The organism is Acinetobacter sp. P1332 (genome assembly GCF_044057475.1).
Taxonomy (GTDB): domain Bacteria; phylum Pseudomonadota; class Gammaproteobacteria; order Pseudomonadales; family Moraxellaceae; genus Acinetobacter; species Acinetobacter johnsonii.
Genome location: NZ_CP171158.1, coordinates 241,512 through 267,984 on the forward strand (window position 1 = coordinate 241,512; position 26,473 = coordinate 267,984).

The 26,473-nt window shown below is 37.4% G+C and carries 35 protein-coding genes; 27 read left to right on the plus strand and 8 right to left on the minus strand.

Annotation, left to right across the window (positions count from 1 at the left end):
• Positions 1-136: 136 nt before the first annotated feature.
• A complete protein-coding gene (locus ACFN7Z_RS18670) occupies positions 137-1,048 on the plus strand; it encodes a hypothetical protein (RefSeq protein WP_228136310.1) in 912 nt (303 codons plus the stop codon).
• 114 nt (positions 1,049-1,162) lie between these two features.
• Here the strand turns inward: ACFN7Z_RS18670 and ACFN7Z_RS18675 are convergent, their stop codons facing one another.
• From ACFN7Z_RS18675 to ACFN7Z_RS18690, 4 genes are all read right to left on the minus strand, one after another.
• The gene (locus tag ACFN7Z_RS18675; protein WP_395442694.1) at positions 1,163-1,366 is read right to left on the minus strand and encodes a hypothetical protein; all 204 of its coding nucleotides are present in this window, start codon (positions 1,364-1,366) and stop codon (positions 1,163-1,165) included.
• 559 nt (positions 1,367-1,925) lie between these two features.
• Positions 1,926-3,593, minus strand: coding sequence for an SNF2-related protein (locus tag ACFN7Z_RS18680; RefSeq protein ID WP_395442695.1), 1,668 nt, complete (start codon positions 3,591-3,593; stop codon positions 1,926-1,928).
• Positions 3,593-3,961, minus strand: a complete 369-nt coding sequence (locus ACFN7Z_RS18685; protein ID WP_005006108.1) for a hypothetical protein — start codon at positions 3,959-3,961, stop codon at positions 3,593-3,595. The genes ACFN7Z_RS18680 and ACFN7Z_RS18685 overlap by 1 nt, the downstream gene beginning before the upstream one ends.
• Positions 3,958-5,073 (minus strand): SprT-like domain-containing protein, encoded by a 1,116-nt coding sequence (locus ACFN7Z_RS18690; RefSeq protein ID WP_005006105.1) that lies wholly within the window; start codon positions 5,071-5,073, stop codon positions 3,958-3,960. The genes ACFN7Z_RS18685 and ACFN7Z_RS18690 overlap by 4 nt, the downstream gene beginning before the upstream one ends.
• Positions 5,074-5,441: 368 nt before the next feature.
• On the opposite strand from ACFN7Z_RS18690, the gene ACFN7Z_RS18695 reads away from it, so the two are divergent.
• The 4 genes from ACFN7Z_RS18695 (at position 5,442) to ACFN7Z_RS18710 (ending at position 8,098) form a co-directional block, all read left to right on the plus strand.
• Positions 5,442-6,086: a hypothetical protein gene (locus ACFN7Z_RS18695; protein ID WP_227518627.1), complete on the plus strand. Its 645-nt coding sequence runs from the start codon at positions 5,442-5,444 to the stop codon at positions 6,084-6,086.
• 76 nt (positions 6,087-6,162) lie between these two features.
• A complete protein-coding gene (locus ACFN7Z_RS18700; protein ID WP_005006100.1) occupies positions 6,163-7,245 on the plus strand; it encodes a hypothetical protein in 1,083 nt (360 codons plus the stop codon).
• 239 nt (positions 7,246-7,484) lie between these two features.
• Positions 7,485-7,829, plus strand: coding sequence for a hypothetical protein (locus tag ACFN7Z_RS18705; RefSeq protein ID WP_005006095.1), 345 nt, complete (start codon positions 7,485-7,487; stop codon positions 7,827-7,829).
• The gene (locus ACFN7Z_RS18710; RefSeq protein ID WP_005006093.1) at positions 7,829-8,098 is read left to right on the plus strand and encodes a hypothetical protein; all 270 of its coding nucleotides are present in this window, start codon (positions 7,829-7,831) and stop codon (positions 8,096-8,098) included. The genes ACFN7Z_RS18705 and ACFN7Z_RS18710 overlap by 1 nt, the downstream gene beginning before the upstream one ends.
• Positions 8,099-8,177: 79 nt before the next feature.
• Here ACFN7Z_RS18710 and ACFN7Z_RS18715 read toward each other — a convergent pair whose 3' ends face one another.
• The gene (locus tag ACFN7Z_RS18715; protein ID WP_005006087.1) at positions 8,178-8,504 is read right to left on the minus strand and encodes an H-NS family nucleoid-associated regulatory protein; all 327 of its coding nucleotides are present in this window, start codon (positions 8,502-8,504) and stop codon (positions 8,178-8,180) included.
• A gap of 186 nt (positions 8,505-8,690) precedes the next feature.
• Between ACFN7Z_RS18715 and ACFN7Z_RS18720 the strand changes: the two genes are divergently transcribed.
• From ACFN7Z_RS18720 to ACFN7Z_RS18740, 5 genes are all read left to right on the plus strand, one after another.
• A complete protein-coding gene (locus ACFN7Z_RS18720; RefSeq protein WP_005006085.1) occupies positions 8,691-9,515 on the plus strand; it encodes a hypothetical protein in 825 nt (274 codons plus the stop codon).
• A 226-nt stretch (positions 9,516-9,741) separates the two neighbouring features.
• Positions 9,742-10,170, plus strand: coding sequence for a hypothetical protein (locus ACFN7Z_RS18725; RefSeq protein ID WP_005006083.1), 429 nt, complete (start codon positions 9,742-9,744; stop codon positions 10,168-10,170).
• On the plus strand, positions 10,170-11,063 hold the full coding sequence (locus ACFN7Z_RS18730) for a hypothetical protein (RefSeq protein ID WP_005006080.1): 894 nt from the start codon (positions 10,170-10,172) through the stop codon (positions 11,061-11,063). Before ACFN7Z_RS18725 ends, ACFN7Z_RS18730 begins: the two co-directional genes overlap by 1 nt.
• A 41-nt stretch (positions 11,064-11,104) precedes the next feature.
• Entirely contained in the window at positions 11,105-11,530 is a 426-nt protein-coding gene (locus tag ACFN7Z_RS18735; protein WP_005006077.1) for a hypothetical protein, read from the plus strand.
• Positions 11,531-11,623: 93 nt separating this feature from the next.
• Complete coding sequence (locus ACFN7Z_RS18740; protein WP_005006076.1) at positions 11,624-12,118, plus strand: hypothetical protein; 495 nt, start codon at positions 11,624-11,626, stop codon at positions 12,116-12,118.
• On the opposite strand, the gene ACFN7Z_RS18745 is transcribed toward ACFN7Z_RS18740, so the two are convergent.
• On the minus strand, positions 12,110-12,370 hold the full coding sequence (locus tag ACFN7Z_RS18745; protein WP_035272626.1) for a hypothetical protein: 261 nt from the start codon (positions 12,368-12,370) through the stop codon (positions 12,110-12,112). The two genes, ACFN7Z_RS18740 and ACFN7Z_RS18745, sit on opposite strands and share 9 nt — an antisense overlap.
• Positions 12,371-12,728: 358 nt before the next feature.
• Between ACFN7Z_RS18745 and ACFN7Z_RS18750 the strand changes: the two genes are divergently transcribed.
• Positions 12,729-13,265 carry a hypothetical protein gene (locus ACFN7Z_RS18750; protein ID WP_005028527.1) on the plus strand — a complete coding sequence of 179 codons (537 nt, stop codon included), beginning with the start codon at positions 12,729-12,731 and terminating at the stop codon, positions 13,263-13,265.
• A gap of 104 nt (positions 13,266-13,369) precedes the next feature.
• Here the strand turns inward: ACFN7Z_RS18750 and ACFN7Z_RS18755 are convergent, their stop codons facing one another.
• Positions 13,370-13,825: a hypothetical protein gene (locus ACFN7Z_RS18755; RefSeq protein WP_005006073.1), complete on the minus strand. Its 456-nt coding sequence runs from the start codon at positions 13,823-13,825 to the stop codon at positions 13,370-13,372.
• A gap of 197 nt (positions 13,826-14,022) precedes the next feature.
• Between ACFN7Z_RS18755 and ACFN7Z_RS18760 the strand changes: the two genes are divergently transcribed.
• From ACFN7Z_RS18760 to ACFN7Z_RS18800, 9 genes are all read left to right on the plus strand, one after another.
• Positions 14,023-14,235 carry a hypothetical protein gene (locus ACFN7Z_RS18760; protein WP_005006071.1) on the plus strand — a complete coding sequence of 71 codons (213 nt, stop codon included), beginning with the start codon at positions 14,023-14,025 and terminating at the stop codon, positions 14,233-14,235.
• A 69-nt stretch (positions 14,236-14,304) separates the two neighbouring features.
• Positions 14,305-15,063: a Fic family protein gene (locus tag ACFN7Z_RS18765; RefSeq protein WP_005006069.1), complete on the plus strand. Its 759-nt coding sequence runs from the start codon at positions 14,305-14,307 to the stop codon at positions 15,061-15,063.
• A 144-nt stretch (positions 15,064-15,207) separates the two neighbouring features.
• Positions 15,208-15,771 (plus strand): hypothetical protein, encoded by a 564-nt coding sequence (locus ACFN7Z_RS18770; RefSeq protein WP_005006063.1) that lies wholly within the window; start codon positions 15,208-15,210, stop codon positions 15,769-15,771.
• Positions 15,772-15,814: 43 nt separating this feature from the next.
• The gene (locus tag ACFN7Z_RS18775) at positions 15,815-16,345 is read left to right on the plus strand and encodes a hypothetical protein (RefSeq protein ID WP_395442696.1); all 531 of its coding nucleotides are present in this window, start codon (positions 15,815-15,817) and stop codon (positions 16,343-16,345) included.
• 250 nt (positions 16,346-16,595) lie between these two features.
• On the plus strand, positions 16,596-17,438 hold the full coding sequence (locus ACFN7Z_RS18780; RefSeq protein WP_005006057.1) for a hypothetical protein: 843 nt from the start codon (positions 16,596-16,598) through the stop codon (positions 17,436-17,438).
• A gap of 12 nt (positions 17,439-17,450) precedes the next feature.
• Positions 17,451-17,765, plus strand: a complete 315-nt coding sequence (locus ACFN7Z_RS18785; RefSeq protein WP_005006055.1) for a hypothetical protein — start codon at positions 17,451-17,453, stop codon at positions 17,763-17,765.
• A gap of 72 nt (positions 17,766-17,837) precedes the next feature.
• The gene (locus ACFN7Z_RS18790; protein WP_005006052.1) at positions 17,838-18,314 is read left to right on the plus strand and encodes a hypothetical protein; all 477 of its coding nucleotides are present in this window, start codon (positions 17,838-17,840) and stop codon (positions 18,312-18,314) included.
• Between the two features lie 176 nt (positions 18,315-18,490).
• Positions 18,491-19,588, plus strand: a complete 1,098-nt coding sequence (locus tag ACFN7Z_RS18795; protein ID WP_042892735.1) for a phosphohydrolase — start codon at positions 18,491-18,493, stop codon at positions 19,586-19,588.
• Between the two features lie 157 nt (positions 19,589-19,745).
• Positions 19,746-20,084 carry a hypothetical protein gene (locus tag ACFN7Z_RS18800; protein WP_042892733.1) on the plus strand — a complete coding sequence of 113 codons (339 nt, stop codon included), beginning with the start codon at positions 19,746-19,748 and terminating at the stop codon, positions 20,082-20,084.
• 69 nt (positions 20,085-20,153) lie between these two features.
• Here ACFN7Z_RS18800 and ACFN7Z_RS18805 read toward each other — a convergent pair whose 3' ends face one another.
• Positions 20,154-20,651: a cold shock domain-containing protein gene (locus ACFN7Z_RS18805; RefSeq protein ID WP_038350031.1), complete on the minus strand. Its 498-nt coding sequence runs from the start codon at positions 20,649-20,651 to the stop codon at positions 20,154-20,156.
• Positions 20,652-20,801: 150 nt separating this feature from the next.
• On the opposite strand from ACFN7Z_RS18805, the gene ACFN7Z_RS18810 reads away from it, so the two are divergent.
• From ACFN7Z_RS18810 to ACFN7Z_RS18840, 7 genes are all read left to right on the plus strand, one after another.
• Entirely contained in the window at positions 20,802-21,236 is a 435-nt protein-coding gene (locus tag ACFN7Z_RS18810) for a DUF6573 family protein (RefSeq protein ID WP_038350030.1), read from the plus strand.
• A 79-nt stretch (positions 21,237-21,315) separates the two neighbouring features.
• A complete protein-coding gene (locus ACFN7Z_RS18815) occupies positions 21,316-21,798 on the plus strand; it encodes a hypothetical protein (protein ID WP_024160761.1) in 483 nt (160 codons plus the stop codon).
• A gap of 200 nt (positions 21,799-21,998) precedes the next feature.
• Entirely contained in the window at positions 21,999-22,529 is a 531-nt protein-coding gene (locus tag ACFN7Z_RS18820; protein ID WP_024160762.1) for a hypothetical protein, read from the plus strand.
• A 220-nt stretch (positions 22,530-22,749) separates the two neighbouring features.
• Positions 22,750-23,391 (plus strand): hypothetical protein, encoded by a 642-nt coding sequence (locus ACFN7Z_RS18825; RefSeq protein ID WP_024160763.1) that lies wholly within the window; start codon positions 22,750-22,752, stop codon positions 23,389-23,391.
• 12 nt (positions 23,392-23,403) lie between these two features.
• Positions 23,404-24,237 carry a hypothetical protein gene (locus ACFN7Z_RS18830; RefSeq protein WP_024160764.1) on the plus strand — a complete coding sequence of 278 codons (834 nt, stop codon included), beginning with the start codon at positions 23,404-23,406 and terminating at the stop codon, positions 24,235-24,237.
• A 31-nt stretch (positions 24,238-24,268) separates the two neighbouring features.
• Positions 24,269-24,877, plus strand: coding sequence for a hypothetical protein (locus tag ACFN7Z_RS18835; protein ID WP_024160765.1), 609 nt, complete (start codon positions 24,269-24,271; stop codon positions 24,875-24,877).
• A gap of 307 nt (positions 24,878-25,184) precedes the next feature.
• Positions 25,185-26,333 carry a hypothetical protein gene (locus ACFN7Z_RS18840; protein WP_063454712.1) on the plus strand — a complete coding sequence of 383 codons (1,149 nt, stop codon included), beginning with the start codon at positions 25,185-25,187 and terminating at the stop codon, positions 26,331-26,333.
• Positions 26,334-26,473: the final 140 nt, after the last annotated feature.

The window sequence follows — 26,473 nt, forward strand, 5'->3', positions numbered from 1 at the left end:
TTTAGCTCAGTAAATAAGCATTTTTGTTGTGTGGCGAATTAGAATTGATAAAAAATTTAAAAGAATATTTATTCTAGGAATTATTGATACAATGTATCTAATTTCTTACGAATTAGTATATACAATTGGGATTACTATGCTTACCCCTGATCGAATAGACAAACAAGTTAATTTGGCTGGACTTGACAAGTCGTGGACCAATTTATTAAATCACTTGGACATTGATAGTCATCCTGAATACAACATCAATAAAACTCAGCCATGGTACTTGGCTAATTTTGTAGATTACCTACGCCTACTCAACATTAAGTTTGATGAATTAAATCTAAGAGAGATTCGTGCAGTTGATTATGACTTGGTAGATTGGTCATTTCTTAAATCTAATCGCCTAAATGGTGTTGAGGTGTTTAAGGACCTTACCATTTATCTGCAGAAACCCATTTTTGTTACGCAATATCCTAAATGTGTAGCCATCAATGCTGATGTTCGCGATCGTAAGCTTGCAGAGGTTATTTATGATTACTACAGACGCTTCTTACCGTTTTTCTATTCATTCATTAAATTGATCAGATCAACGCAGCGCTTATCTCTAGAACGTAAATTACCCGTGATTGATAACTTTATGTCTAATTTTGGAGATCTTAGTACTGGTGAGTTTTATTCAAATATTCCATTTGATGATGCAGAGCTCAAAAGGATTTTGAAAAATGGCTTTGAAAAATATAGAGAGCATAAATCAGAACAGCGGTTTAGCCGTGCCATCGCAGAGCTAACACCGATGTTTAAAGCTTTGTCTGAATACTTAAAGATTGTGTCTACGGTTAACTACGTGGATCTAGACCTTATTCACTTCTTACACAATGCATTTTTGGGTAAAAACTTTAATGTTTATTCAGATCTATTCGCTATGGATAAAGAACCTAATTTGTTGGTCAATTTAAGTTGGACATACACAAAAGCGGTCGTTTATGTGCATCGGCTATATCAAAAGGAAGAAGAATATAGCGATCTTTTAACGAAAGGGCCTGGTCATACCGAAGTTTTGTAGCAGAAGAAAAATCTGTACTGGTTTTGCCCGTGGCAAAGTCTAACCAAAAGACGTCATTTCCATCGCACAATAAACCTAAATTATCCTTTTCAAGTGTCTTTTTACATTAATGTCTTAAACTGGCAAATTAGTATATATGACACCATCAGGATATTTTTCTCTTAAAGCTTTTAAATCAGAATTAAATATAAATAATTCATCATTTTGATTTTTAGCTAACGAACTTTGATTTGTATTTTGAATAGATGGTTTGGAAGATGAACTCGTTTCATTATGGTTGGTATGATGAACTCGTTTCATTATGGTTGGTATTTTCACCGTTACCCAATCTTTTTGTTTCTGTAACTGCTTGAGATTTTATAAAAATTACAATACCTAAAACAATAATACCAACCACAAGAACTATTAATAGAATTTTATTCTTTTTCATAAGATTTTATAAAAACTGCCCAAATTTAAAATTGCAATCTTTTGCAGATGTGTATTGAGAAACAGCTCGCCCATTATCATTTTTTGTAATCTCTCTTTGTTTACAACTATATTGTTAAAGTTTAGGACTTTAATGTCCAGTTTACGTTTGTGTTGTCAAATCACATCAAGCGCCACATACTTGATATAAGGATCATCTATTTGTGAGATCGAGGGGATATATTGATAGTCCACCTTTCATACAATATGTTTGCGAACGTGGTGCACGGCGATCGGTTGATCTATGGACCGTGCGTTATCCCATGCTACCTGAGCTTGCTCTAAAGTATATACGTGCGCTTGATCAACATTCGTTGTATAGCCCTTTCCGTTAAAACCAGGCCACCCAATATTTGAGCCGACATTATGTCTAAAACAAGCTAGGTAAAGTTCAGTCATAAAGTTTCTCTTAAGCTACTTTCTTATTCAGTATGTGTTCGGCTAAGCGCTTGATACCGCCACCGTCCGTAATTAAATGTTCAAATAATTCGCCATTCGGGTTTTTAACTCCTTCCAACTGGCCTTTTTTGATGCCTAAGACATCAGAAATAATTGGATCTGAACCCGAATCAGCCAACAAGTAATATGCCGAGATCTGTTTGATTTGACCGTCACGGTCTAAGCGACCAATACATTGATCATGAACACCAGGCGACCAATCCAACTCACCAAACACAAATGTTTTGCATTTTGAGTGGTACTGCAAGCCATCAAGCCCGGCAGATGAACGTAATGAACTAATGAAGACTTTGCTTTCATCATTCAAGAATGCTTGTTTAGAACGTTCCTTAGCTGCAGGTCCTTCCGTGCCTGTATACATAACAGGATTGAATTCAGCCAAGCGTTCTAGCCAAATGTTGTACACATCTCGATGCCAACCATAAAGCATGACTGATTCACCAGACTCAACAAGCATACGCACGAACTCAGCGACATACGGCGCTTTGGCGATACCTGTTGCTTGGCGCATCATAATATTGAATTCTTCTGTCGCACGAAGCTTTTGCCCTTGGAATTCCTGAGTAGAGCTTAAAATTACTTTTGCCAGTTCCATTGCCTTGCCCTTAATTTGATCCAGTACTTTAGGATCGCTTTCGACATATTGAGGGATGATTTGTACTGGCGGTAACTCTCGATTTACATCTGCTCGAGTACGGCGCAACATTAGACCTTCATCACGTAAAAACATCCCAAACGCTTTAGGATCATTAATACGTTTTTCTTGTGAACACCACTCACGAGCGAATTCAGTAGCGGTACCTAAGCTATCTGGACGCAATATTTCAATGATGTTGTAGAATTCATCACCGTAGTTATAAATCGGTGTAGCTGATAGACCGAGGCGTAATTCAGCTTGGTCACTAAAGAGTTTAGCAGCGGAATACTTTTGCGATGTATAGCCAGTCCGTAACTCTTGGATCTCGTCAAACACTACGTACTTAATCTTTCCGGCAAGATATTCAGCCCAACCGTTCAACTTTGAATAACTGGTGATAATGACATCGGGTGCTGCTTCACCCTCTTTGTGCAATGGATAAGGCGATGCTTTCTTTAGGATGTGACATTTTAGGTGCGGAGCAAAGCGTTCAATTTCATTCTTAATTTGCATTGGAAGATGTGTCATTGTCACAAAAAGCGCCGGGAGCGATTCAGGTAGAATCATCGGACATATTCCACTCGCTGTTTTGCCAAGGCCCAAATCATCCCCCAAGAGCAAACCTTTAACATTAAGTAGTAGATCTGCAGCTGCTCTTTGATACTCATATGGAGGCACAGCAAGATCAAATGTTTTGATCGGACGTTTATAGTCCATCACATCCAAAATATCTTCTTTTAGCGACACATAAGCCTTAGATTGCGCTTTCATGTATTTAAGATCATCAACACGCATTGGATAACGTTCAATAAACCAAAGTAGGTCGTGACAATTAGACGGCGTATCGCTTAACTCAATAAATTTTGATGCATGTTGGCTGACTTTTGGGAATACACGCTTAAGTCGTGTTTTAACATGTGGTTCACATTCAATGTGCCAGTTTTTTTCTTGACGAGAAATGGTGCCGTAAGATTTATACATTAGAAGACCCCCACTAAAATACGATGGCGGTAAATAAATTTATTGTTCAGTTGGATTGGAATGTTATTCACCCAATACGGTGTACCAACCACATAGAGCGCTTTTATGCTGTCATGGCTTAAATAACGATTGATCTGACGCAATAATGCGTTACGTGCACCATCTATTTTTAATTCAACACCCACCTTGCCGACATCAAGCTCAACAGTAAAATCAATGATGTCTTTATTTGATAGACGAACCTCACGTTCATACGGAATCTCATTGGCAATAAACATTTGCTCAATCGCGAGTTGTAAGTCTTTTTCGTTATAAAAACGGTATTTGTGTGAAGAAAACAGAATTCCAAGCTCTTCAATCGTTTTCATTCTGCATCCCCTTGGTCAGCTTTAGCAGCCTTTTTGTTTTTCTTCACCTGGCTTTTATCAATGGATTTTGACGGTACCAGTTCAACTTCACATTCAGTACACGACAATCTAAAAGTAGGACTACACGTTGCACCACGGCCACACTCAGGACACGCAAAAGATGCCCTAGTCTGTTTCTTAGGCTCAGGCTCTTCAAAATTGGCTGAACCAAGCTCTTGATAGAGTGTTTCACCGATCATAGTTTCTTTGAGTACAAAAAACTCGTTATCATCGCCGTTTGGTTGTTCACCCTTATAAAGTTTAACAACCTTAGGTTCTGGTATTGGTTGGTCGTCATCATCTAGCGGATCTTCATCAAAAGCCGTTGGATAATAACCGCCAAGGTTTGCAGCGGTATTTGATATGTCGATTAGTCCGATCGCTACATCAAAGGGATTCATTGTAGTGGGAGTCGGTTCCTCAACTGGCTTCTCTTTTTTAGGTGATTTCAAAGCTGAATTGATTTCATTGCCAAGTAAGGCAATATGAAATAGCTTTGGAGAAGCAGTCGGAATGGACTCCAACAACTGCACTTGCTCTTGAATCATTTCAAGACTGGAAATCGTTTTGGGTGCGTACTTGTCATACCATTTGATGATACGCCCTTCATCGACAAGCTCATTGCACACTTGAATAAACAAGCCATCAGGTACAACGATTTCGGTCATCTTCTCGCCTGTCGTGCGACCTTCTTTTGTGCCGTCATCAGTCATAATCAAACCGATCTCAAGCATAAATGTCACAAACTCAGCATTGTGATATGAGCGTTTAGATGGCTCACCACAAATGCTTTGTTTCATATGACACATCTCATGTGCATAGCATTTAAAAATGTTAAGCAATGGTTGGGTGCCAAAGTAATCAGGGTTAAGGGCCAGTTCGTGCGTATACGCCGTATCATCTTCTGTCGAAGCAAATCTATTCTCAGACCAATAACCGGTATTTTTGTTGATACGTTGAAGCGTAATCAAACAATCTGGTAATTCATTTTTGAATAGCCTTTCATTGAAACGGTCATACACCAACTGCAGTTCTTCATAAAACTGCAACGTAGTTCTATTCTTTATGTTCATTTTTCAGTCGTCCAAACAGGATCAAACTAGGTGTGGATTGTACAAAACAACGCTTAAAGTTTACGCACAGCTTAAAATACAGTCAATAGTTTAAAATAATCAGCAAAGCATATATTTTTTAAAAAAAAAGTTTCCAACACAAAAATAAGTATCATGAAAGTGTGGGTTTAATGAATTGTGGTTGATTTTCATAATACGAGTATTACGCTTTTTGAGGGTTTTAAGTATATTATAAGCCACTTTTGTTTAATGCACATAGAAGTTACTTTTAGCGTTTATAAATGCTGAATAATACCCTTATTGTCAATAGGGCTTTATTTAAAGTAATGGTTCTTAATAATGCTGTTTATAGAAAACTGGATATCGAAATGAGTCTGAATAACATAAAACTAACAGCCAATTGTTTTGCCCTTACACACCCTGAAAATGAAAAGAACTTGTTCAAGTACATTTTTAGAGAAATGTTTAAACGAAATAAGGTCGAGACATTCTGTTCCGCAAAAGTCATATTTTTTACTGATGGCAAGCACATCTATTTAAGAACGTGCGTATCGGACGTCAAAATCCCAATGGCCAAAGAATACATTGAAATTTCGCACGGTCAGCAAATCACTGGAAAAATCATGGTTCCTCTTAACCGAGAGTGTAGCTTTAACCGTCAAGAAATTGAAGAATACATTTCGGTCCACGGCGAAAAACCCAAAGGCAATTCAGGTAAGAAGCGTAAAAATCTAACTGCAGATGAAGCAGCCGAATTCACCAAAAACGCTCTTAGTAGCAAAGGTCTATTGGATGTCACTATAATTGAGCAACAATGTGGACCACAGCTCAGCATTTTGAATATTCCAGTCCAGACCAGAGATATTTCATTTAGTGCGACTGTTGGGGATTTAGTGCTATTTAAAACAGCATGGCTCAATGGTATTGGTCGTGATAAAACCTACGGCTTTGGAATGATCCGCTTAGATGGCACTTTGTTTACACCGCCTTGTAATAATAGTGCTCACGCCTAATCGAAAGGACTTTTAAAGTCCTTTTTTAAACGAATTTTTTCAGATATTGATCTGATGTAGATCCTGGTTACTCAACATGAGAAATAAAGATTTAGATCCAAAGATAGGAATACCGCTTAAAGTCATCACAGCGCGATTAGAGCATGTGAAGTTTAACCTCAATGGCTTAATGAAACGTGTAGAAGCTTATGCGATCGCACGACAAAACAGTAAAGATCCGCACGAATGCCTAATCAGTGGTGATGAATGGACATATGCTGCACTAGATTGTCGAGATCCTATCTGGCGTGAACGAATGAAACGCACCAGTACCATTATGGGTGTTCAAGCCACTGGCCAAGAAATCCCACTCTCATTTATCAATCAGCTACCTTGCAACATTGGTGAAATCATTACCCTTGGCTCATGGAGCCTAACCAAAAATATTTATCGGTTTGAAGATCAAGTCATTCAAATGCTTGTGAAGACCGAATATAACCGCAGTATCCCCGGATTCCTATTAAACCTACCTGATATTGCGATCTACGTTCAAACAGATAACGCCAACCTCTATGTGCAAAATGAACAAGTGGTCGGTGTTATTTTTGCGAAAAACACGTTAAACGATCGCAAGGTGCTATTTACCACGGTATATACCGATACTGGCTTAGCAAAAACCATTACCATGCACTTCCCTGATGATGATGATTTTGAATCAACTGTTGAGGACTGCATGACCGATTTCATTGATACGTTTTTTGATGAAAAGAACTTGCCAGATGAACAAGAAATTAACACGTTCATGGAACTGCAGAAGAAGCTAATCAATTTGATTCTATGGTTCAGCCAAAAAGAACCAGATCTCAGACCATTAACACCAGAAACAACACAAGCCAAGCCTAAATTAGAGCTGATTAAGCGTGAATTGCGTTTATTTGAGGCTAATAAGTACAAGCCGACTATTGTTGGTACCGAAACAAATAAAAAGATCAATGAAGCGATCCTAAAGCGCGATGAAGATCTAAAGTCTGGCAACTACAAAGGTACCAAAAAACCACATCCACGGATTCCTCACTGGAACTTTTACTGGTTGGGCAAACGTGGTACCAAAGAAAAATGGGTTAACCATTGGATACCATTTCAGATTGTTGGCGGTGTGCCTAAAGAAAAAGCCACCTAAAAATAGAAAGAGCCCTAAGGCTCTTTTTTTTGGGTTGGTCAAACAAGAATTTCTTTTTCGTTTTTATCTAGATTCATGCTTAAACCTCTTAATAAGCTCACTCGATAATAACAATAGATATGCTTAAATAGCATTTTTTTCCAAAAGAAATTATTAGCGGATTTTATATATTTTTTAAGAAAAGTTTTTGAGTACTTTTATTTATTAAAATTGAATTATTAAGCAAGGAGTTATAAAACATGGCTAAATCAATAGACCAGTTATGGAGTGAATTACAGCAGATTCAATTTGATGAATCTAATTCCCTACCATGCGAATTCCATATCTGGAATAAAGGTGCATATCGCTATCAGATCCTAGATTGGTTTGAAGCAAATTCTGAAAATGGCGTATTAAGCTTGCAAGGCAAAACCCATAAAACCTTATGGGAAGAGTTTGGCAACACCCCGATAAACAATGATGATGAAATCGAAGAAGACTTTCATCTATGGGGCAAGGGTACAGACCGCTTTATTATCTGGCACTGGTTTGATGCCCAATTAGAACACGGTGTAATTAGCTTAATTGAGAAAGGAGTTGCGTAATGGGATTATTTACTTGCCATCACTGTAATAGTGATATTGATACTAACGATAAAAAGTCTGGCCATCAGGTGAATGATGTAATTCAAGAAACCTTTTGTTCTGTTGACTGCAGTATTGAATATCTGGTGCATAACTCACAAAAGTTTGCAGTAGATCAATACGGTAGTTTGCCATTAAGCAATGAAAACCTGAATGAATTCATTGAAGCATTTTCAAATGAGGGTGTTGAAGATGATGTCTTAGAACACATCAAAGCTGAACTCTGTTAAGTAGTCGCGCAGCTGCTCTAAACAACACTGACAATGGCATTTAAAAAAAGGGCTTAAATCAATTAAGCCCTTTTCATATTTATACGATAAGAAAACTTTCTAATGTTTTACCAGATTCAATCTCACGATTTAACCAGGATGGACGTTTACCACGACCGGCCCACACTTCTTTGTGGTTATTCGGGTTGCGATATTTAGGATCTGCTTTAACCACTGGCTTTTTATTTAATTTACGATTTTCGCCGTGCTCATTTAATTCAAGAATAGTTAAGCCTAATTCTTTTGCGATCTCAAACATTTTGAGATAACCATCATCAAGGTTCGTATTCTCTACTACAACAATTTGGTTTTGTGCCTTTTTAATTAGGCATTCTAACTGGTCTTTACTTAGGTTTTCAATTTCCATAACTAAACTCGAAAAGTTGGTTATATCAAATATACATCAGTGCGTTTTGTTTACAACCGCATACGGTGAATTTAATTGATTAAAATATTCAACTTATTCCATGGCTATTCTAATTTTTAAGCAAAAATTATTCCCACTTTAAATCCATTAAACTAAAAATACATTCAACCTGTTAGGTAAATTAATATGTACAAGTATCTCATGATGAATCTTGCGATTAACGAAACATCAGCACTACCAATTGGTATCCGTATTTGTGATTTTAATATCGGCTTATATGTCTCTAAGAAAATTTCAGAAGTGCCAGCTTTGATGGCATTTGTTAATTACACCCTGTTTAAGTATTCAAGCTATGAGAGTGAAGAACTTGAAGACATTAAAACCTTATTAGAAGAACATGATTTTAAAACTCGCTATGACTCTTGGGAAATCAGCGGTGATTCTTTTTACGTTTTGGGTTTTAAAGAAATTACAAAAGACGAGTTTGAGTTATTGCAAAAACTTGACCTGTTGACCGTGGTAGACGAATACAACTACCACCATAAACTTTTGTCGAGTCATGGTGAGCATAAGTTTGACGAATATTTCAAAGACTTTAACGAGTCTAAAGAGCAAGAAATCTTAAAAAGGTTTAAAGACATTGCGTTCAATTTAAAAACTGACGACTCATTAAACACAGTGTTCGCCCAAGACGTTATAGAATTACTGACTACCTACAAGTTTGGTACAGCTTTAGAACTAATCGACAGTAATCACAGCGATATTAGAAACCGTTTCTACTATAGCCACACGCTTGAGGGTGACTTTGCATCTGGAGCAATTCAGGTCATTATTTCAAATTATAAAGAAACTGGCGTTAAAGAGCCTTACACAGTGGTTGAACCTTTAAATATAGAAATCATGCTTGAAGAAGAACAATGCTTTGATGATGAATATGCAAATCTACTGACTGAATGCCAGTATGTATTAAACCTCATTAAAACCGACTTATACACCAACACTTTTGAATAAACCAAGCCTTTAAGAGAGAAATCTCTTAAAGTTGAGCTTAAAAACGTAAACGATGTTTTTTAATTGATTAAAAAAGGTTTTTTATTTTTAGCGCTGCAATGGCGCTCGTCATTATTAATTCTTTCTTGATGCTTAAATAAGTATTTTTTAAAAAAACTTTATCCGTTCATATTCTTAATATAATGAAACCTAATCAAGCAAATAGCTTAAAATTTGGAGAAAGCTCATGAATTTAAACCCTAATTTTTGCCCGATCGATTTTAACGAAGTTCACGGCGGTACTGACAATTTACCTTTGTTTTTGGTTAAAGCGTCACGCCAGGATTCTAACGATGACGAGCATAGTGAGTATTTCTTCATTCGTGCACCTCATGAGAACCGTTTGGCTTTCTTCCTTGCCCACATGTTCAAATCACATGTAGATAATGCCCTTTTGACCTTGGAAAACTTGGCTGAAGAAAATTATCAAAATATCCCTGAATTGGAAGAGTTGATGTCTTCATATGGTGTGATTGATGGCGTTGGCGAGGATACGCTTTTTGATTTCCGCGTTAAGGAACTCACACTTGATAAAGCGCTGGAGCTGGTCGAATTCATTGAAATTAACCCACTCAATACTGATATTGTGGGTTCACTATTCTTGGAGGCACTTTAATGAATAGTAGCTTTATCTTAATTAATGAAGCTATGGCGCCTATTCGTAAGAATATGGCGCTTTTGGAAACCCTGTTATCTATGATCAGTACTGCAGATCAAGACCACGGCGACCAAAGCCCAAGCTTCCACATTAATATCCATGCTGGTATTGAATTGCCTGATCATGAAATTGCATATACCACTTTAAAAGGTTTTGCAGAGCTGACCGAAGATCATAATCTTTGTATCTATATGAATCCTGAGCTGTCAGAAAATGGCTTTATGTTGCTATCCACTCAAAACGTGGTACCTGATTGCTATGACAATTCTATCTTTGTAGATCTGTCGAATCAGTTATGCAACTTCTTCAATCAAGAAGTACAGCAGTTAAACGATCAAGCGCAAACGGCGTTAAAGCTGTTGTTACAGCATAAAATCAATGGAACAGCGATTCGCACGTTCAACCCTGAACAATTGCAGATCTTACAGAAAATCGCTGCATTAGATAGCTTCATGCTCGATGACCAGCGCGATTGGTTTTACTTTTCCGAAGTGACCATTGATAACGCCTATAAAGACATGAAAAAAGGTTTAGAACTGTTGGTTCTCAACGAAGATATTAAGGATGCACTTAAACAGCTACTTGATGCAAACAACATGGAGTTTTGTGATTTACCAATACTCGTGGTTTTGTATCCCCTACTGGTTAAGTCTGAAGAAAATAACGAACTGGTACAGGCTTGCTTAAGTCATCTCATTGGCAACAACTTAATCAATGAGCCGTTTATTGCTGGTGTACAACTTGAAGCTGGTGCATTTAATAGCGAAATGAACACCTATACTTTATTGCCACACATGAAAGCAGTAAAAGAATTGCTGATAGATATTGAAGCAGATCTCACAAAAGTTTAACCGTTTTACCTGAGCTCATTGCTCAAAACCTTGGAGTTGTTATGGATACTATTGTTCGCGTTAAATCAGTTGGTGTTTTAGGTCTATCATCTAAAATCACGACATTTGTAATCGACATCGAGCTTGATGGCGGTAAATTAAAAATTGAAGATCAATTGCTTCATTTTAAGAATACTTTACGTACAAGCTATCGAGAATATGATGAAAGTTTAGCGATCGTAAACAATAAGGCTATACTTTCCAATTTAGACAATGCAGTAAAACCAAACGAATTGCATGCTTTAGTTGATGATTATATCGACTCAGTTTGGGTAACAGATGCCAATAAAAACACCACTCAACAGCGCCGTGCGTCACTTGGTTTGCACAATCCAACGATAAAAGACAAAGGTGTTTTGAAAGAAGCCCTTTTAAGTGAAGTGAAGTTAGCCTACAAAAACTATATCAATCAGAACGTAGAAGCCTGATCAGATCGGAAGTATGTTGCGACCAGCATACTTCTTTTTTTTTGAACCTTAGCCTAGAATCATCCAATATCATCGCTTCATACCAAGAAAATCATGCCATATCTCATATATTTAATGTTCCTTGCGTTTGCAAGCGCCGTAATTTTAGTGAAAAAGGCTTATGGTCTTAACATCCAATTATTTGCAATGGGGATTGTCGTCATCATTGGACAATTGGCAATTTTTTGTTTTATCAACGCAGCGATTAACATCAACAATGAAAAACAACATCGCAATGCCGTCAAAACCTTGCACTATGGCGCTTCATTTTCATTAATTGTGGTCACTACACAGGTCTATTTATATAAGTATGTGTTGCACAAACAGGAATATTTGACCATGGCAATTTACTTTTTAGGAACGTGGTTTGCAATCACCCTTTTAGACTCAGTGTTTAAGTTGATCAAAGTTGGTATTTTTAATAGCAAGAAAGACAGTGCTGAAGTTGTGAACTCAACGCGTAAAGTGACGGTAATTACATTAGCGATCTGTATGTTTGGGTATTACTTATTTAGCAAATATGCATTAAACATTAACGTACTAAACTAGACATCTTGTAAGGAAAACCGCACCTAATACACAAGCGCAATAACCAGCAAAAAAGAACATCCTTTTAATTATTGCGCTAATCTTTTCCGTCACAGCACTGTTATAAACAAAAAACACAATCATAAACATTAAACCGATCGTGCAGGCGAATAAGGTAAAACCAATTAAATAAGTAAAAGCAAAGTCAAAGTTTAATACCACTGGAAAACCAATAGATACAGCCATTAAAGCTATTGTACTTGATGCATTCATATCTTAAAGCCCATCTAGCAACTGGCTTAATCGTAGCGATAAATAAGGTTTAAAACTGAAACTTTATGATTGAGATTGGTCAATGCACATTACCAAAATGTGCTTGGTATATACCAGAAAGCAAAGAACCAGACGCAAAACGCCTGGCTCTTTAAAATTGAAAGGTGAATAAAAAAACACAAAACACTTGAACGCATTTCTTATTCAAGGTCAGTTTAATTAGATTTTTTGCCCTTGTCTATGTAATGTAAAAGTGGACAGCATTAAAACAATCTATATTTTTTGAAAAAAGTTTTAAAAATGTACAGTGAAATATAATGAATGTATGAGCTCAATGCTCACCATTTGGAGAAATTATATGAACTTTGAAATCTTATCTAAAACAAAAGTTGTCGGTCTACAAGAAGATTCTCTCACCTCTTTTCAAAATTTTATGTTAGAAAATATTGCATGGGATAGCCAAGTCCGTGCTGATTATTACCAGTCAAATAAGAATACTGTACTGCTGGAGCTACCAGTACGTTTACGCCGTGACATTCAAATCGAAAACATCAACGGCGCTTTAGATGCACAAGTTAATTTTGAGCTGATCTACAAGCAAGACCAAGGCAAGTTGGTATCTTCATTGGTCGTTGATACGCAGTACTTGTTATGTATAGATGATCAGGATATTGATCTTTGGTCAATCGACAGCGAACTCAGTTTCTTACAAGAAGCTGACCGCAATCACCTTAAGAAGCTTATGCGTCATTGCGATGATCGTTTCCATGCGTGGATGCGCGAGATTAAGTCTTACTTCAATCGTTTGACAGTACAGCCGTTGCATCTTGATATGCAGATCAAAATACGCAAGATCGTAGGCTATACAGCGGTGCTACCTAAGACCTTTCCATAAGGTTTTAGGTGTCAGTATAAAAACAAATAAACCGCAATTAAGCGGTCTATTTGTTTTTGCCTAAAACGGCGTTAACAGATCTATGTAATATTTAGCGCTTGAAACTATTGGCAAGTATCTGAATAACGCTCAGCACTTCCAAAGAATGATTTACCCTGATTGTCCACGATGTCTACATACAGATCTGGTTTAACTGGAGCATTGGCGAATACAGAGCAATAAAACGGATGAATCTTTTCATTCACAAAGCGGTTTAAAGAGTCAGTTTCATCAGAAGAGTATTTATCTGCAGTTTTGCTAGACATCTGAACGTTCATATTAAAGTGTTTTGAATACTTCACTTTTTTAAGTACCGCACCAGTTTCAATCTGGTACGGTGTTTTAGTGTTAAGTAAACGCTCAACTTTACGTTTGTTTTCAGCAGTAGGAGAAAGCGCAACAGCAGATTTTAAGCTGTTTGTATTCAGGTTATTTAAAGAACTATTAGCTAAAACAGCGCACGACATAGACACTGAGATTATTGCAACTGCAGATAGTTTTAGTGTTTTGAATACGTTCATGTTTAACGACTTTCCTGTATATACTTAAATTATATACTTAATATACGATATTTGATTTTTTTGGAATTTTAATCTTATTTGATTTTGTTAATCGGTATATACCAATAAGATTGTTTATACGCAATTTAGCAAGAATCGCCCCCTTGTTTGGGGTTACAATTATTGTAATTTACAGATTGTTGATACAGGAAACCGATATGTCTGAAGAAGTAAAATACGAAGACCGTGTACGTGCTGCATACCGTTCTGCTCAAGGCAATGTAGCTCAAGAGTTCTCCCCTCACATTGTTAAAGCATGTGAAGCATCATCAAACGCACGTATGGAGCGCTTAGCAACTGGTCAAACAACATTTGACGAGGAAGAAGCTGCATTGATGAAGAAATGGAATGCACTTAAAAACAAAGCCTAATCATCGCGAATACAACCTAATCTAGCTTACAGCGGATTACCAAACCCAATCACTCATAAGTAGAACAATATGGACGATAAACTTGAGTTTTATTTAGATGCGAAAGACATCTTATCTCAACCTACCAGTTGCCAAGCGCAAGGCGACTATAAAAAGGCACTGGAAAAAGAAATCACGGAACATCGAATAGCGAAAATGGAAATTTCGCCGTTACGTGGCAATTACGATCTCGACCACCTCTCTAAAATCCATGAAAAAATCTTTGAGCATATTTACGATTGGGCTGGAGAAGTGCGTCTGGACGACATTTCTAAACGTGCGATCGACCCGAACGGTAATTATGAAATCGGTCATTTCCTAGATAAAAACCTGATCCCTGATGAACTGAATAAGTTCTCACAGGCGGTTAAAGAAAAAGACCACCTGAAAGGTTTGGACAAAGACCAGTTTGTGCAAGAGTTCACTCAGCTTTATGCCAAGTTAAATGAAGCTCACCCTTTTGAAGAGGGTAACGGTCGCGCTGCTAAACTGATGATGAACCAGCTGGCGAATGATGCTGGTTACACCATGGTATATAGCAAGGTCGCCGTATCAGATTGGAACTATGCGTTTAAACGTTCACTGACAGATCAAGAGCTTTATGTCGGTGAAAACTATGAAAACCTAGAACCGATGGAACAAGACCTCTCTTACCTTTTAAAAGTCATGGACAATATCATTGAACCATACGATCTAGTCCTGAAGCTTGAAAATACGGAAGAACAAGAGCAAGAACAGGAAAATGACCAGGATAAATCAAATGATGATGATTCACCGAGTTACGGATAATTAGATTAATCTGTATACGATAGCTTTTAATTGATTAAAAGATTCTTGAAAAAAGAATCTTTTTTTTGAGAAAAATTTATAATGAAGTGACTCAGATTAAAATAAAACCTTAGGAAAATATTGTCCGAAACTTGGAGATGAATAATGAATAACGCAGCACATCAATTTGCAAATAAAGTGGTCGCTCAATACCAATTTACAAACGGAAGTGATTCAAGTCTGAATCATTTAATTATCGGCAACAGCACCGCAGAAATTATCGACACCTTAATTTATATGCTTTTCTCAAGCCATGCTGAAACCTATGACGATGGCGTTGTTTGGTTTAAATCAGTGGACGCAATTAATGTTGAGAAGTCTTACATTACTTACAACAGTCGTGAAAACTGCATTTTTGCTTATTTTGTGTTTGATAAAAATCCATTAATGCTGAAAACAACCACATTGCATATTGATAATGTTTGTTACTTTGGATGTGAAAGCGACACCACCAATAAAACCATCGAATTTTTAGAAAAATTCAAAGTTCGTGTATCCCTTGCTAAAGAGTGCCACAAGTTCAAATTCAATACTGAGCATCATGAAACCTTGATGCATGAAACCATCAAAACCTTAAAAACTATCTATGAAGAACATAACGACATGGATGCCGAAAAGTTATCTCAACACCATGACACAACTCATTTAGTTAACACATTTCTTGCTTAACCGTACACCATACAATAAACAAAACCCGAAAAAGGATATAACAATGCTATTAGGCGTTTTAAAACAATCTCTAAGCTCAGTCATCGACATGAACCGCTACACCGCCCTTTGCTCACATGTGGAGGGTGAAAACTTGCCGTTATGCGCTCAATTTCGTGTACTTAAATATATCTTTGGTGTGCATGGTCTAAGCGCACTTAAAAATTACAAAGAAGTTGAACACATTGACGAAGCCTTTTTGAAAAAACACTTCCTACGCATGATGAACTATGACTTTGAAGCAGTCATATACCTTGCTATGGTCGGCATGCGCGAACTTATCTTAGAAGCTGATGCTTTTGACCATGACGGCGAACAAAACACCCAAAATGAGCTTAAACAAGCATTCCAATACGTTTCAGAAAATGACGTTCGTAATTTTGCTTATGTCACTCACATGGGCTATTCAGAAAAGTATTTCAACTGGAATATCATTCGCCACCAGTCTAAAGATGAAGCGGATAATCCCCTCACCTTTTGGTTATTTAAGAATGCAATGTATTCACTATTTTTCAACTTAGCCAATCGGGAATAATGCCCCAACTCATTAAGAGTATTTAAGTCCGAACTTAAGTACTCTTTTTTTTGCATTAGAAAAATAGACCGGTATATACGCTGTCTAAGCATGGCTTAAAACGTATACGATGATTTTAATTGATTAAAATATTTTAAATATCCTTTACGTGTTTTAGGTCGGTTAATTAATTCCAATAAAGTTATTCATTAGTATTTTTTAAATAAAATGACTCTATCGAAAGCAATTGCTTAAAACTTGGAGTCCTCTAATGCATCAACTAGATAAGCTAAATCATTTAAAAAATATTATTAAGCAAGTACCACATGAACGTTTTGATCTGGACAAATGGCGCACGGATTCAAAAACCGAAAATGTGACTTTTGCTCAGCTTTTACTTAGTGATGCTGATTGTTGCGTCATGGGTTGGGCGACAGCTGATGCTACTTTTAGAAGACTTAACTTCATGTTGTTTGACGGCGTTCCCCTTTATGCGCCATTCCGTGCGAATACTGGTGAGCCATTCACTTATGAAGAACTCAAAACAAATGTTGTTTATCGCGGTTCTGAAGCAGTACGTGAGTTTTTTGGACTCAATTATGAAGATGTCGATCATATTATTTTTGAGAGCAACTACGCTTTTGAAGACCCAATCAAAGACGAGATTATTGATCATATCAACCATGTTATTGATCGTGTAAACATCCGTCCACAAGACCTTGACCATTTGTTATCTAGCTCAATTGTTGCACTGGATAAAGAAGTCCGTGAGTTCACTTTAAATGATGATGAAGTCCGTGAAATATCTGTTGTGGTTGATTGCTTCAATAAGTTTTTCCCCGATGGTGCTTATCTTGAGTTTATTGCTACGGTCAACGTACCAGGTGATTGTGATCCACTGGAATACATCGCCAGCAATTACAACATTAAAGAGCCATTAGCTTTCGTTCCTAAGCCGAATGAAGCATTAGAAGAATATCTGGAAACATACCCGATCGAATATCTCATGCATAACTGGCAAGAGGATTTCATTTCGCCGTATGACGAAATCATTAATCAACGTTTAACGCATATCGCATTGCAAAATTTAAATAACGCAAAAGTAGTTCAATAAGGAAACCTACCCATGAAAATTGAAAATCCGCAATTCGTCAGTGCCATCAACGAACTTGGCTTTTACTTGCCACAGCAAGTACAACAGATACCGAACACCACAGAAGCCGGTTTTCGTGTGTATGTGATCGATACAGCAAAACATACCAACATCGAGGCACTAATTAGTGCTATTGAGAATGTCAGTATCACTTCACAGCCCTTTTATTTTCAAGATGATTACGACATGGGCGTGTTTTTTGAGGGATTTAGTTTCTTCTTGCCTATGCTCATTACACAAGACAGTGATGCACCTTTACCACTGTTCTTAATTCAACTGGATTTGTAAGTCCAACAGCGGTACGTGCGCCAGTATGTACCGCTACCCCTTTTGGCACACCGCCTAAAACTTGGAGCAGATATGAACAAAGCAACGACCGTTGAGCGTTTAGAAAAGCTGATTGAGCTAGTGATCGAGGTCATTCCTGATGAAAGCTTTGATTTCGACATTTGGCGTGATTATGACGCAAGCCATACAGAACAACACACCGATTTCTTTTCAGGTTTCACCACTGAAGAATTGTTAGATAAAAATATTGTAGGATGCCTGATTGGTTGGGCTACGTCTGTCGAGTATTTCCAAAATCTAGGTTTCAATTTTCATGGTTCTGTTGGGCCAATCTTCATGTATGAAAAAATACTCAGCAATGAAGAGCTAAAAGATGCGCCTGTTGTCACTGTACCAGTCGTTTACCAGTGGAAAGCAGTACGTGAGTTTTTTGGCATCACTCAGGAAGATGCTTTGGTGATGTTTAGCTATGACAATTACGACCAGGCCAAAATTGATAAGGACACAATGATTCGATTTATTGAACGCATCATCCAAAAATATAAGTAACCACCGAAACGGCGCAATGCCGTTTTGCTAGGCGTTATAACCGCTTACGATGGATTTTATTTGATTAAAATATCTCGATATTTTTAAATTTTGAGAAAAGTTTTTCCCCTGGTACACCCCTCTATACTTAATCCATAGCAAGCAAGGCACAAAGCCTTAAATCTGGAGTAAGTCGAATGAATACAGCGCATAAGTACGATGATCAAGTCATCATCCCCACAATAGCCGGGCAACTGGAGTTGCTGTCTGGTACCGATCTAAACAAAGAACTGGCTGAGCATGTTTTTCATGAAGCACCAGACATCGATCTAAGTATCTATGACATTTTTATTGTCTGCTTAAGTGGCGGTAAGGATTCGATTGCAGCGTATTTGCGCTTACTGGAGGCTGGAGTAGATAAAAGCAAAATTGAGCTTTGGCACCACAAAATTGATGAAGAAAACCAGCCGTTCATGGATTGGGTGTTCATGGAAAACTATACCAAAGCATTCGCTCAGGCATTCGACACACCATTGTACTTCAGTTGGCTCGAGGGCGGTTTCCTTGGCGAAATGCTCAAAGAAAACAGCTACTCAAAACCCCACTTCGTAGAAACACCAGAGGGCTTAATTAAGCTTGAACGCGACAACAACCGCAGTAAACCAGGCACACGCTTGAAGTTCCCACAACAAGCAGCCAGCCTCATGACGCGCTGGTGTTCTTCAGCGTTAAAGATCGATGTCGGACGCAGAGCATTGAACAACCAAGAACGCTTTGACGGCAAGAACATTTGTTTTATCACTGGTGAACGCCGTGAAGAGTCGCCAAACCGCAGTAAGTACAACCAGCTAGAACCGCACCCATGCGACCGTAGAAGCGGTAAGAAAGCAAGACGCGTTGACTGGTGGAAGAACGTGCTTCACTTCACTGAAGAGCAAGTATGGGCGTTACTGGAGAAGTACAAGGTTACGCCACCAGTGCCATATCGCTTAGGTTGGGGCCGTAGCTCATGCATGACCTGTATCTTCAACAGTCCTAAAATCTGGTCAACCATCAGCACCTACTACCCGGAACGCGCTCAGCTGATCGCTGGTTATGAACAAAAGTTTGATTGTACGATCAGTCGCTCAAAGATCGATGTCGTCAGTCTGAGCAATGGCATTGAGCCATTCGACATTCAGGATATGGAAGCACTGGTACAGTCCAAAATTGAAAGTTATTACCTACCAGTGTTCACGGATAACTGGACGGTTCCACCAGGCGCATTCAACAAGGAGGGTTGTGGATCGCTGTAAATTAGGGTGCCATTTGGCACCTTTTTAGGATGAAAACCGCAAGCGATGTTTTTTAATTGATTAAAAATGGTTTGGAATAATTTTGTTTTTGAATAAGTTTTTGACACCACCTGTCAGCATAAAATGATTTTAAACCAATCAATATGAGATGATGTTTATGACAACTTTAAACGAAACAATGCAAAAGTTCTGTAAAGCTAAGGCAATGATGACCTATTTAATGTCTGATGATCCTATCATTGATGAATCTGTCAGCCGTTACGAAAATTGGGCATTGGCTTATGACCTTTTGGTGAGTATTGGGCATCTGGATCTAGAACAAGTTGAGCAGGTCTGGAATGAAAAAACCCATACCAATTTTGTGCTTTGGGGTGTAGTTGGTGAATGCTCAATAGAAGAAATTTTATCGTATGTGACAGAAGAATATGACGCTCAAGCTGTCACACTGGCGCAGATTAATGAATTACAAGACGGTAAAACACTGGCAGAAATCTAAAATCAACCTAAGGAATGAGTTATTAATTAAGTATTAATAGCTCATTTTTTATTGTCTGAAACTATACAACTACCACCTTGAATCATTTTCACAAGCATCGCCATCGCCGTCACCATCCATCATGGTATCTGGGCAGTTTTTCACAAACCAATCAGCTTCTTCTTTAGATCGCATTTGAGAGCAATGCTTACGACCATCGCACTTATAGGCTACTGGCTTTTGATATATAACATTTGTAGTTTGATTATCTTTATATAGATATTTCTTTAATTGAATGCTACCTAGATATGCCACCCCAATAGCTATGCTAATAAAAATTATCCATAGATATAGTGGCAATGATTTTTGCTTGTCATGCGTTTGTTCATGGTCGGAATAGTAAACATGGATTGCCCTATTTTTATTTTCTTTTTTAACTACCTCGAAATAGACCTCTCGACCTACTATTGGCTGTTCGCCTTTCTGAAAATCCTTAATATGGAAAAATACATCACCAAAATTACTCGTAGATATAAAACCAAAACCACGCTCATTATTATATTTTTTAATTGTTCCTGTTAGTACCACCTAAAACCCCATATATATTAAAAGCTATATTAATTATATTTGTTAAACCTAAATAAATACTATCTTTTTTTTAAAAAAAAGTTTTAAGGTTTATGGATTTATTATAATTAAAACATCAAAAGCAATTGCTTAAAACATGGAGTAGCTATTATGAATAATTTTTTCGCTGGTGCTGAAGTCATCACTGTTTTTTCTTTACAAGACGCTTTAGAAGAGGGCGTGATTATTTGCCTTAGCGATAAAGAAGAACATGCCAAAGATTGCAAACAGTTCTATAAGTTCCCTGTTTATATTACAAGCAACTTGTATAACAAGCACCTGACAGCTGCAAAAGCAATTTTTCCGAATGGTACGGAAGCTGATGCAGAAAAAATCAATGATTTAATGGGATATACCATCTTTGATATGTTGAACATGAGCGTTCGTGGTTCAGTTGCACTTAATGACCAAAGCGTTAAGTTTAAATATGCTCTACAAGATACACCGCATACCTTTTCTGACACCTTAATCACCAATATTGCTACGGTTGGGCCTGGTGTGAATGGTGAGCCTATCATTACTTTTATGATGCCTGAAGACCAATAAACACAACACCTAGCATTGACCAACCAATGCTAGGTTTTTTTGAGATCCGAACGTTCATTGAGAGGTATAAAAAATTCAAATGGCGACTATGAAAATTGACAACCCTGACTTATTCGGCTTTGCAAATATGCAAGAAATAGAACAACAAAGAGAAAAAAACGAATTAAAACGTATAGAAACGATGAAGCTTGTCCGTTGTGACTGGTTTATCGCCGTGACATCTACTGGAGAGCTGTTTAAGTACAGTGAAAAAGTACCAGCAAAATATAAGGCGTTTAAAGGCATTAAATTATTCAAGTGCTGGAATGAAGCTACCGCGGATCTCGTGTTAAATGCCGTAAAAGGCGCAATCAAGCGTGATCATTACGAAGTGCCAGACGTTAAAAAAAGCAAAAAGCTTGCTGTTGATAGTTGGGTAAGAAACATTGATCTAAAGTTTCTACATTTGCCAGTCGGTCAACTCACCAACCTATACAGGGAACATCAGGAGCGTTTAAGACTGAAGCGTGAAAAAGCCAGACTTAAAGAAAATGAAAACACGTATGACGTAGAACCGCACTAATCACACCCACCAGGAATAAGCACCCATAGCTTATTCCTTTCATAAGATGATGGCCGTAAACGGTGTTTTTAATTGATTAAAAATAACTTGAAACCATGAGCCTATCAGCCGTAATACTTTTACTGAAAAGTTATACAGGCCACATGCACCGATATAATGAATACATCAAAGCTCATTGCTTAAAACTTGGAGATACGACAATGCAACTACAAAAATTTAATACTGGTACTGCTAATGTGCGCCACTTGCTACAAAGCTTCACCCAAGCGTATGACGGTTTACCAAGTTGCGTCATCAATGTGATTGGCGTAGCAACCAAAGCAGATCCGCAGTTTATTTTTAACATTGAACTGGATGTCATTTTATTTCACCAACACAAGTCACAAGCCTACTGCATTGAAGTCAATGCACCGTTACAGGTTCAAGCCATCGCAGACGCTCACGAATCATTTAGATTCAGTCCTGATGATTCTCATGCATTGATTGAGGGCGAAGTCATGGATGTGGCGATAAATTTACAACGCCAAGCCATTAATGACATGATTCAATATGATTTGCTGTCAGATGCAGAACTGGAAAAGTTCAATACATGGAATAAAGGTTTCGCCAGTGCATTACTGACAGAATGTTTTGAAGATGTCGCAGATTTTAATGCGCTGCATAGCTCACATTTTATGGCGAACACTGTTTATTTAAGACTGATTGAGTACTTTAAAAACAACCTGTCATAAGAAACCATTAAACAAATAGAGGGAGATCCAATAAAGGTCTACCCTCTTTTTTTTATGCCATTAGATTTAATGACGTATACGATGTTTTTTAATTGATTAAAAAATATTGAAATTTTTCATTGCCAGTTCCATAAGTAATTTGAGAAAAGTTTTTAAGGGATATTTCACAAATATAATTAATTCATACCTAAGCAATTGCTTAAAACTTGGAGTTGAAGATATGAAAAGCGTACTTGATTTTTTTACAAACCGTTCTAAAACATTAAACATTATTGTGAATCCTGAATTAAATACAGGTCATTCCCTTGCTGATTTTTCGTATAACGAAGAATTGCATCAAGACCTTAATGTATTAACGGTTATTCCGCTTGATCATTACGGAAACTTTCTATCTTTAACCCTTGATGATTGGAGCGTTATTACTTCAAAAGTTCAATTCCCTGAGCATCTTGATTTTAATCAATTACTCAGCATTTTTTGGGAAACACAACCCATTTTAGTTGTTACTGACATCGCACGTTCAGAAGTGCATGACAGCGACTTTTTTCAACAAAGCTTGGTCAAGCAAGTCAATCTTGCATATAGCCGAGATATTGCCAGTGAATATGCACCAGAAGATGTTCACTACATCTCTCAATCTTTTGATTTAGATAAGCTGATGCGTTGCGGTGTATATCTGCAAGGTCATTGCTATTCAGCTCATGATTTCGTCATTAACAACCATAACCTATTTGAAAAAGACAGCTTGATTGTGCCTGTTTTTAACATCCACTCGACACAAAAAGAACTGCAACAATTTTTAGTATTTGATCTGCAAGGTAAGTTTTTGGATTGCGTTGTTGGCACTGAAGTTTTGTACTAAGGAATATTGATCATGTCTAAAAAATACTTATTGATTGAATTGAGCTACGAAGCACCAAACAACACCAGTGCTGATGCTGTTTTGCACAATGTCTATATTGATATTAATCACCCTGAAAATCTGGCGATGTTTAGCGAGTCTTGCAAGAATCGCCATGAAATTAATGAAAACCTACCCATTTGCCAGTTAATCACTTCATGGGTTCGATTACTAGGGATCTTCACCATTCTGGACAATACAGATCAGGACAAAGAAACCCCTGTTCTCATTCAACTTGCTGACGGCGGTACTTTATCTATCGATGGTTGGGAAATTCTCGACCAAGAAACCAAAGATAGACGCTTGGCGTTAATGGACATTGAGCCAGATGAAGAACAAGACGTAGACGACCCTATTTTGTTCGCTCATGAGCATTCAGACTCAATCACACTCACCAAAGTCGAAAAGCCAGTAGCAGAAAGTGTATATGTCGCTACGCGTAACTCTTACAGCAACAACTTTGATTTAGTTCTTGAATGTATCTTGAATCCTGAAAAATATTACAGCCTATATCAAGGCTCATATGATGGCACTCATGTTCAAGTGATCCTGAATGACTTGGCACTACTACCATCATGTAAGACACATAAATCAGAAATTGGCGACTATGTAACATGCAATGTACTGGAGCTGTTCAAAGGCTCAATAGATGCGTATGGCGCAGAAAGTGAATTTATTGATTCATTCGTGCAACTCGACATTACACCGTACTTAGATAGCACACTGAAAATGGACTACACCGAATTGCAGTTTAGCTACCAGAGCAACGATCTCATTGCATTTTTTGGGAATGATCCATGTTCTTAACATGGATCTCTATAGAATAGGAGAAAATACAATGTCTGATCATATCTATAATTACATCATCGGCAGAATCGACAAAAGCCGTAAAATTATGGTTCTGGTGAACTACGAATCAAGATCCAATCTGGTGACTCAAGCACAGTTAATGAAAGTCCAATTCCCGAACCTCAATACCTTGAGAATGTTCCTGAATGACTTTGAGCCAACGGAAAAACATGTTATCCATTACTCGAAATACAGTAAAGAAATGCCATCAGGTGCAGATGGATATTTCCTATTTTCAGAACATGACCAACAATGGAATATTTTTGATCCAAAAGTTATAAATCGGTTTGTTCACATACACCAAGAAGCACCAGAGTTCGATAACTACCAAGATTATATCTGTTCTTGTGAAGTCAAAAACTCACCTACACTTAAAGCAAAACATAAAAAACAAGCATTTGTGCAGAAGATGATCTTCACTTCATTGGGTTTTGAGCGTTATTGCCATCATTGCAATGGCTATGAACCACTGGATCGCTTTTATTATCATTCTGATACCAAAACCTATGAAGCAGTTTGCAAGCCTTGTTATGTTCCTCATTACAAGCCTTACAAAATGAAAAAACGTATGACCAGTACGGTTGAAGAATATATTTAATCATTAACTAGAACTCAAAAAGATGGCAACTATTAATTATTGCCATCTTTTTTTGATATAGATCTATGTAATCAGGTTATTTTAATATGTGAGCCTTATTTTATTTAATTAAATATAAATAATTGATATTAGTTTTATTCAACGTATACGGTGATTTTAATTGATTAAAATATTTTAATTACTGAACCACTACCGTTGTTAAATTCAGCTTCATTAATATTTTAAGGAAAAAATTATAAACGCCACTTAATAACTATTATGGAATCTCAGATGTAGAGCACACGGCTCAAAACTTGGAGATTTTAAAATGTCACATTTCACAGTTGCAGTAGTTACCACCCCTGATGGTGATGTTGTAGATGCCCTAGAACCATTTTACGAATTTGAATGCTCAGGCATTAAAAACAAATATTGCATTTCAGAATCATCATTGGACGAAATTAAAGACCAATACGAATCGACAGAAATCACTTTGATGAAAAACTCAAAGCCTATCTTAGATGATGGTGAAGAACGCTATGCGTTTCTTGACGACCCTCGTTTCGTGCGTGATGCAACAGACTTCGAGCTTGATGCCATCAAAAACAACAAAGGTGATATTTTTGCTGACTTCCCGAACGGCGGTAAACATTTATCAGTGGTACAGGTCAAAAACGATGATGGTACGTACTCAAGTCGCATTCGTGATTTAGGCATGTTCATTCAATGGCATCAAAAAGATGTGCCATGTACTGAAGTGTTTGAGCTTCAACAGTTCATTAACTGGTATAACGAAAAAGTTACGCCGACTGTTTTGACAGGTGAAAAACCTGATGAAAGTTGGACAGAATGGATAGAGCTTGATGCTGACGGTAAAGTGGTCGATTACTTCACCACCACCAACCCGAATCCGAAATACGATTGGTATGAAATCGGAGGACGTTGGAAAAACATGCTGTTGCGTCTTGATGGACGAAAAGTGGATAGCTGTCCGATTGGTGAGCTAGATTTTGAAACCGAAATCAACCGCTTAAAAACCGAAGCTAACCGTGTTTATGACTATTTTGAGAAGTGTATCGGTGATGCTTCACGTACTTGGCGGTCATGGGCTGATGTTTGGTCTGATGAATCAATCGAATCAGTGAACGATAAGCGTAATTTCTATCATAACCAAGATGCAATCTTATTAATGAAAGCCAGTGATACGGATAACCTGTTTGGCATATTCGGACATGAATTTGATGAATTTTTGGTGAGCCGTGAAGAATTCCTAGCTAAAAAATCAGCAAACCCATTCGGTACGTACTGTTTCTTAGATGCTACCACTGATGCAGAAATCGGAGATTGGACAGGTTCAGAATGTGGATTGTTTGGAGAAGACTTATACAAAGAGGAAAATTGGGAATCCAAAAACCAAGCATTGCTGAAGAGCTTTCCAAGCGACTATATAATCACGATTGTTGATTGCCATATCTAAAACCCAAACAGGGATAAGCGTAAACCCTTATCCCTTTTCTTTTGGGCATTTTTTAAAACGCATTCGATGTTTTTTAATTGATTAAAAAGGTTTTGAATTTTTAAATTTTAAATTTTAAATTTTAAGAAAAATTAAACAGC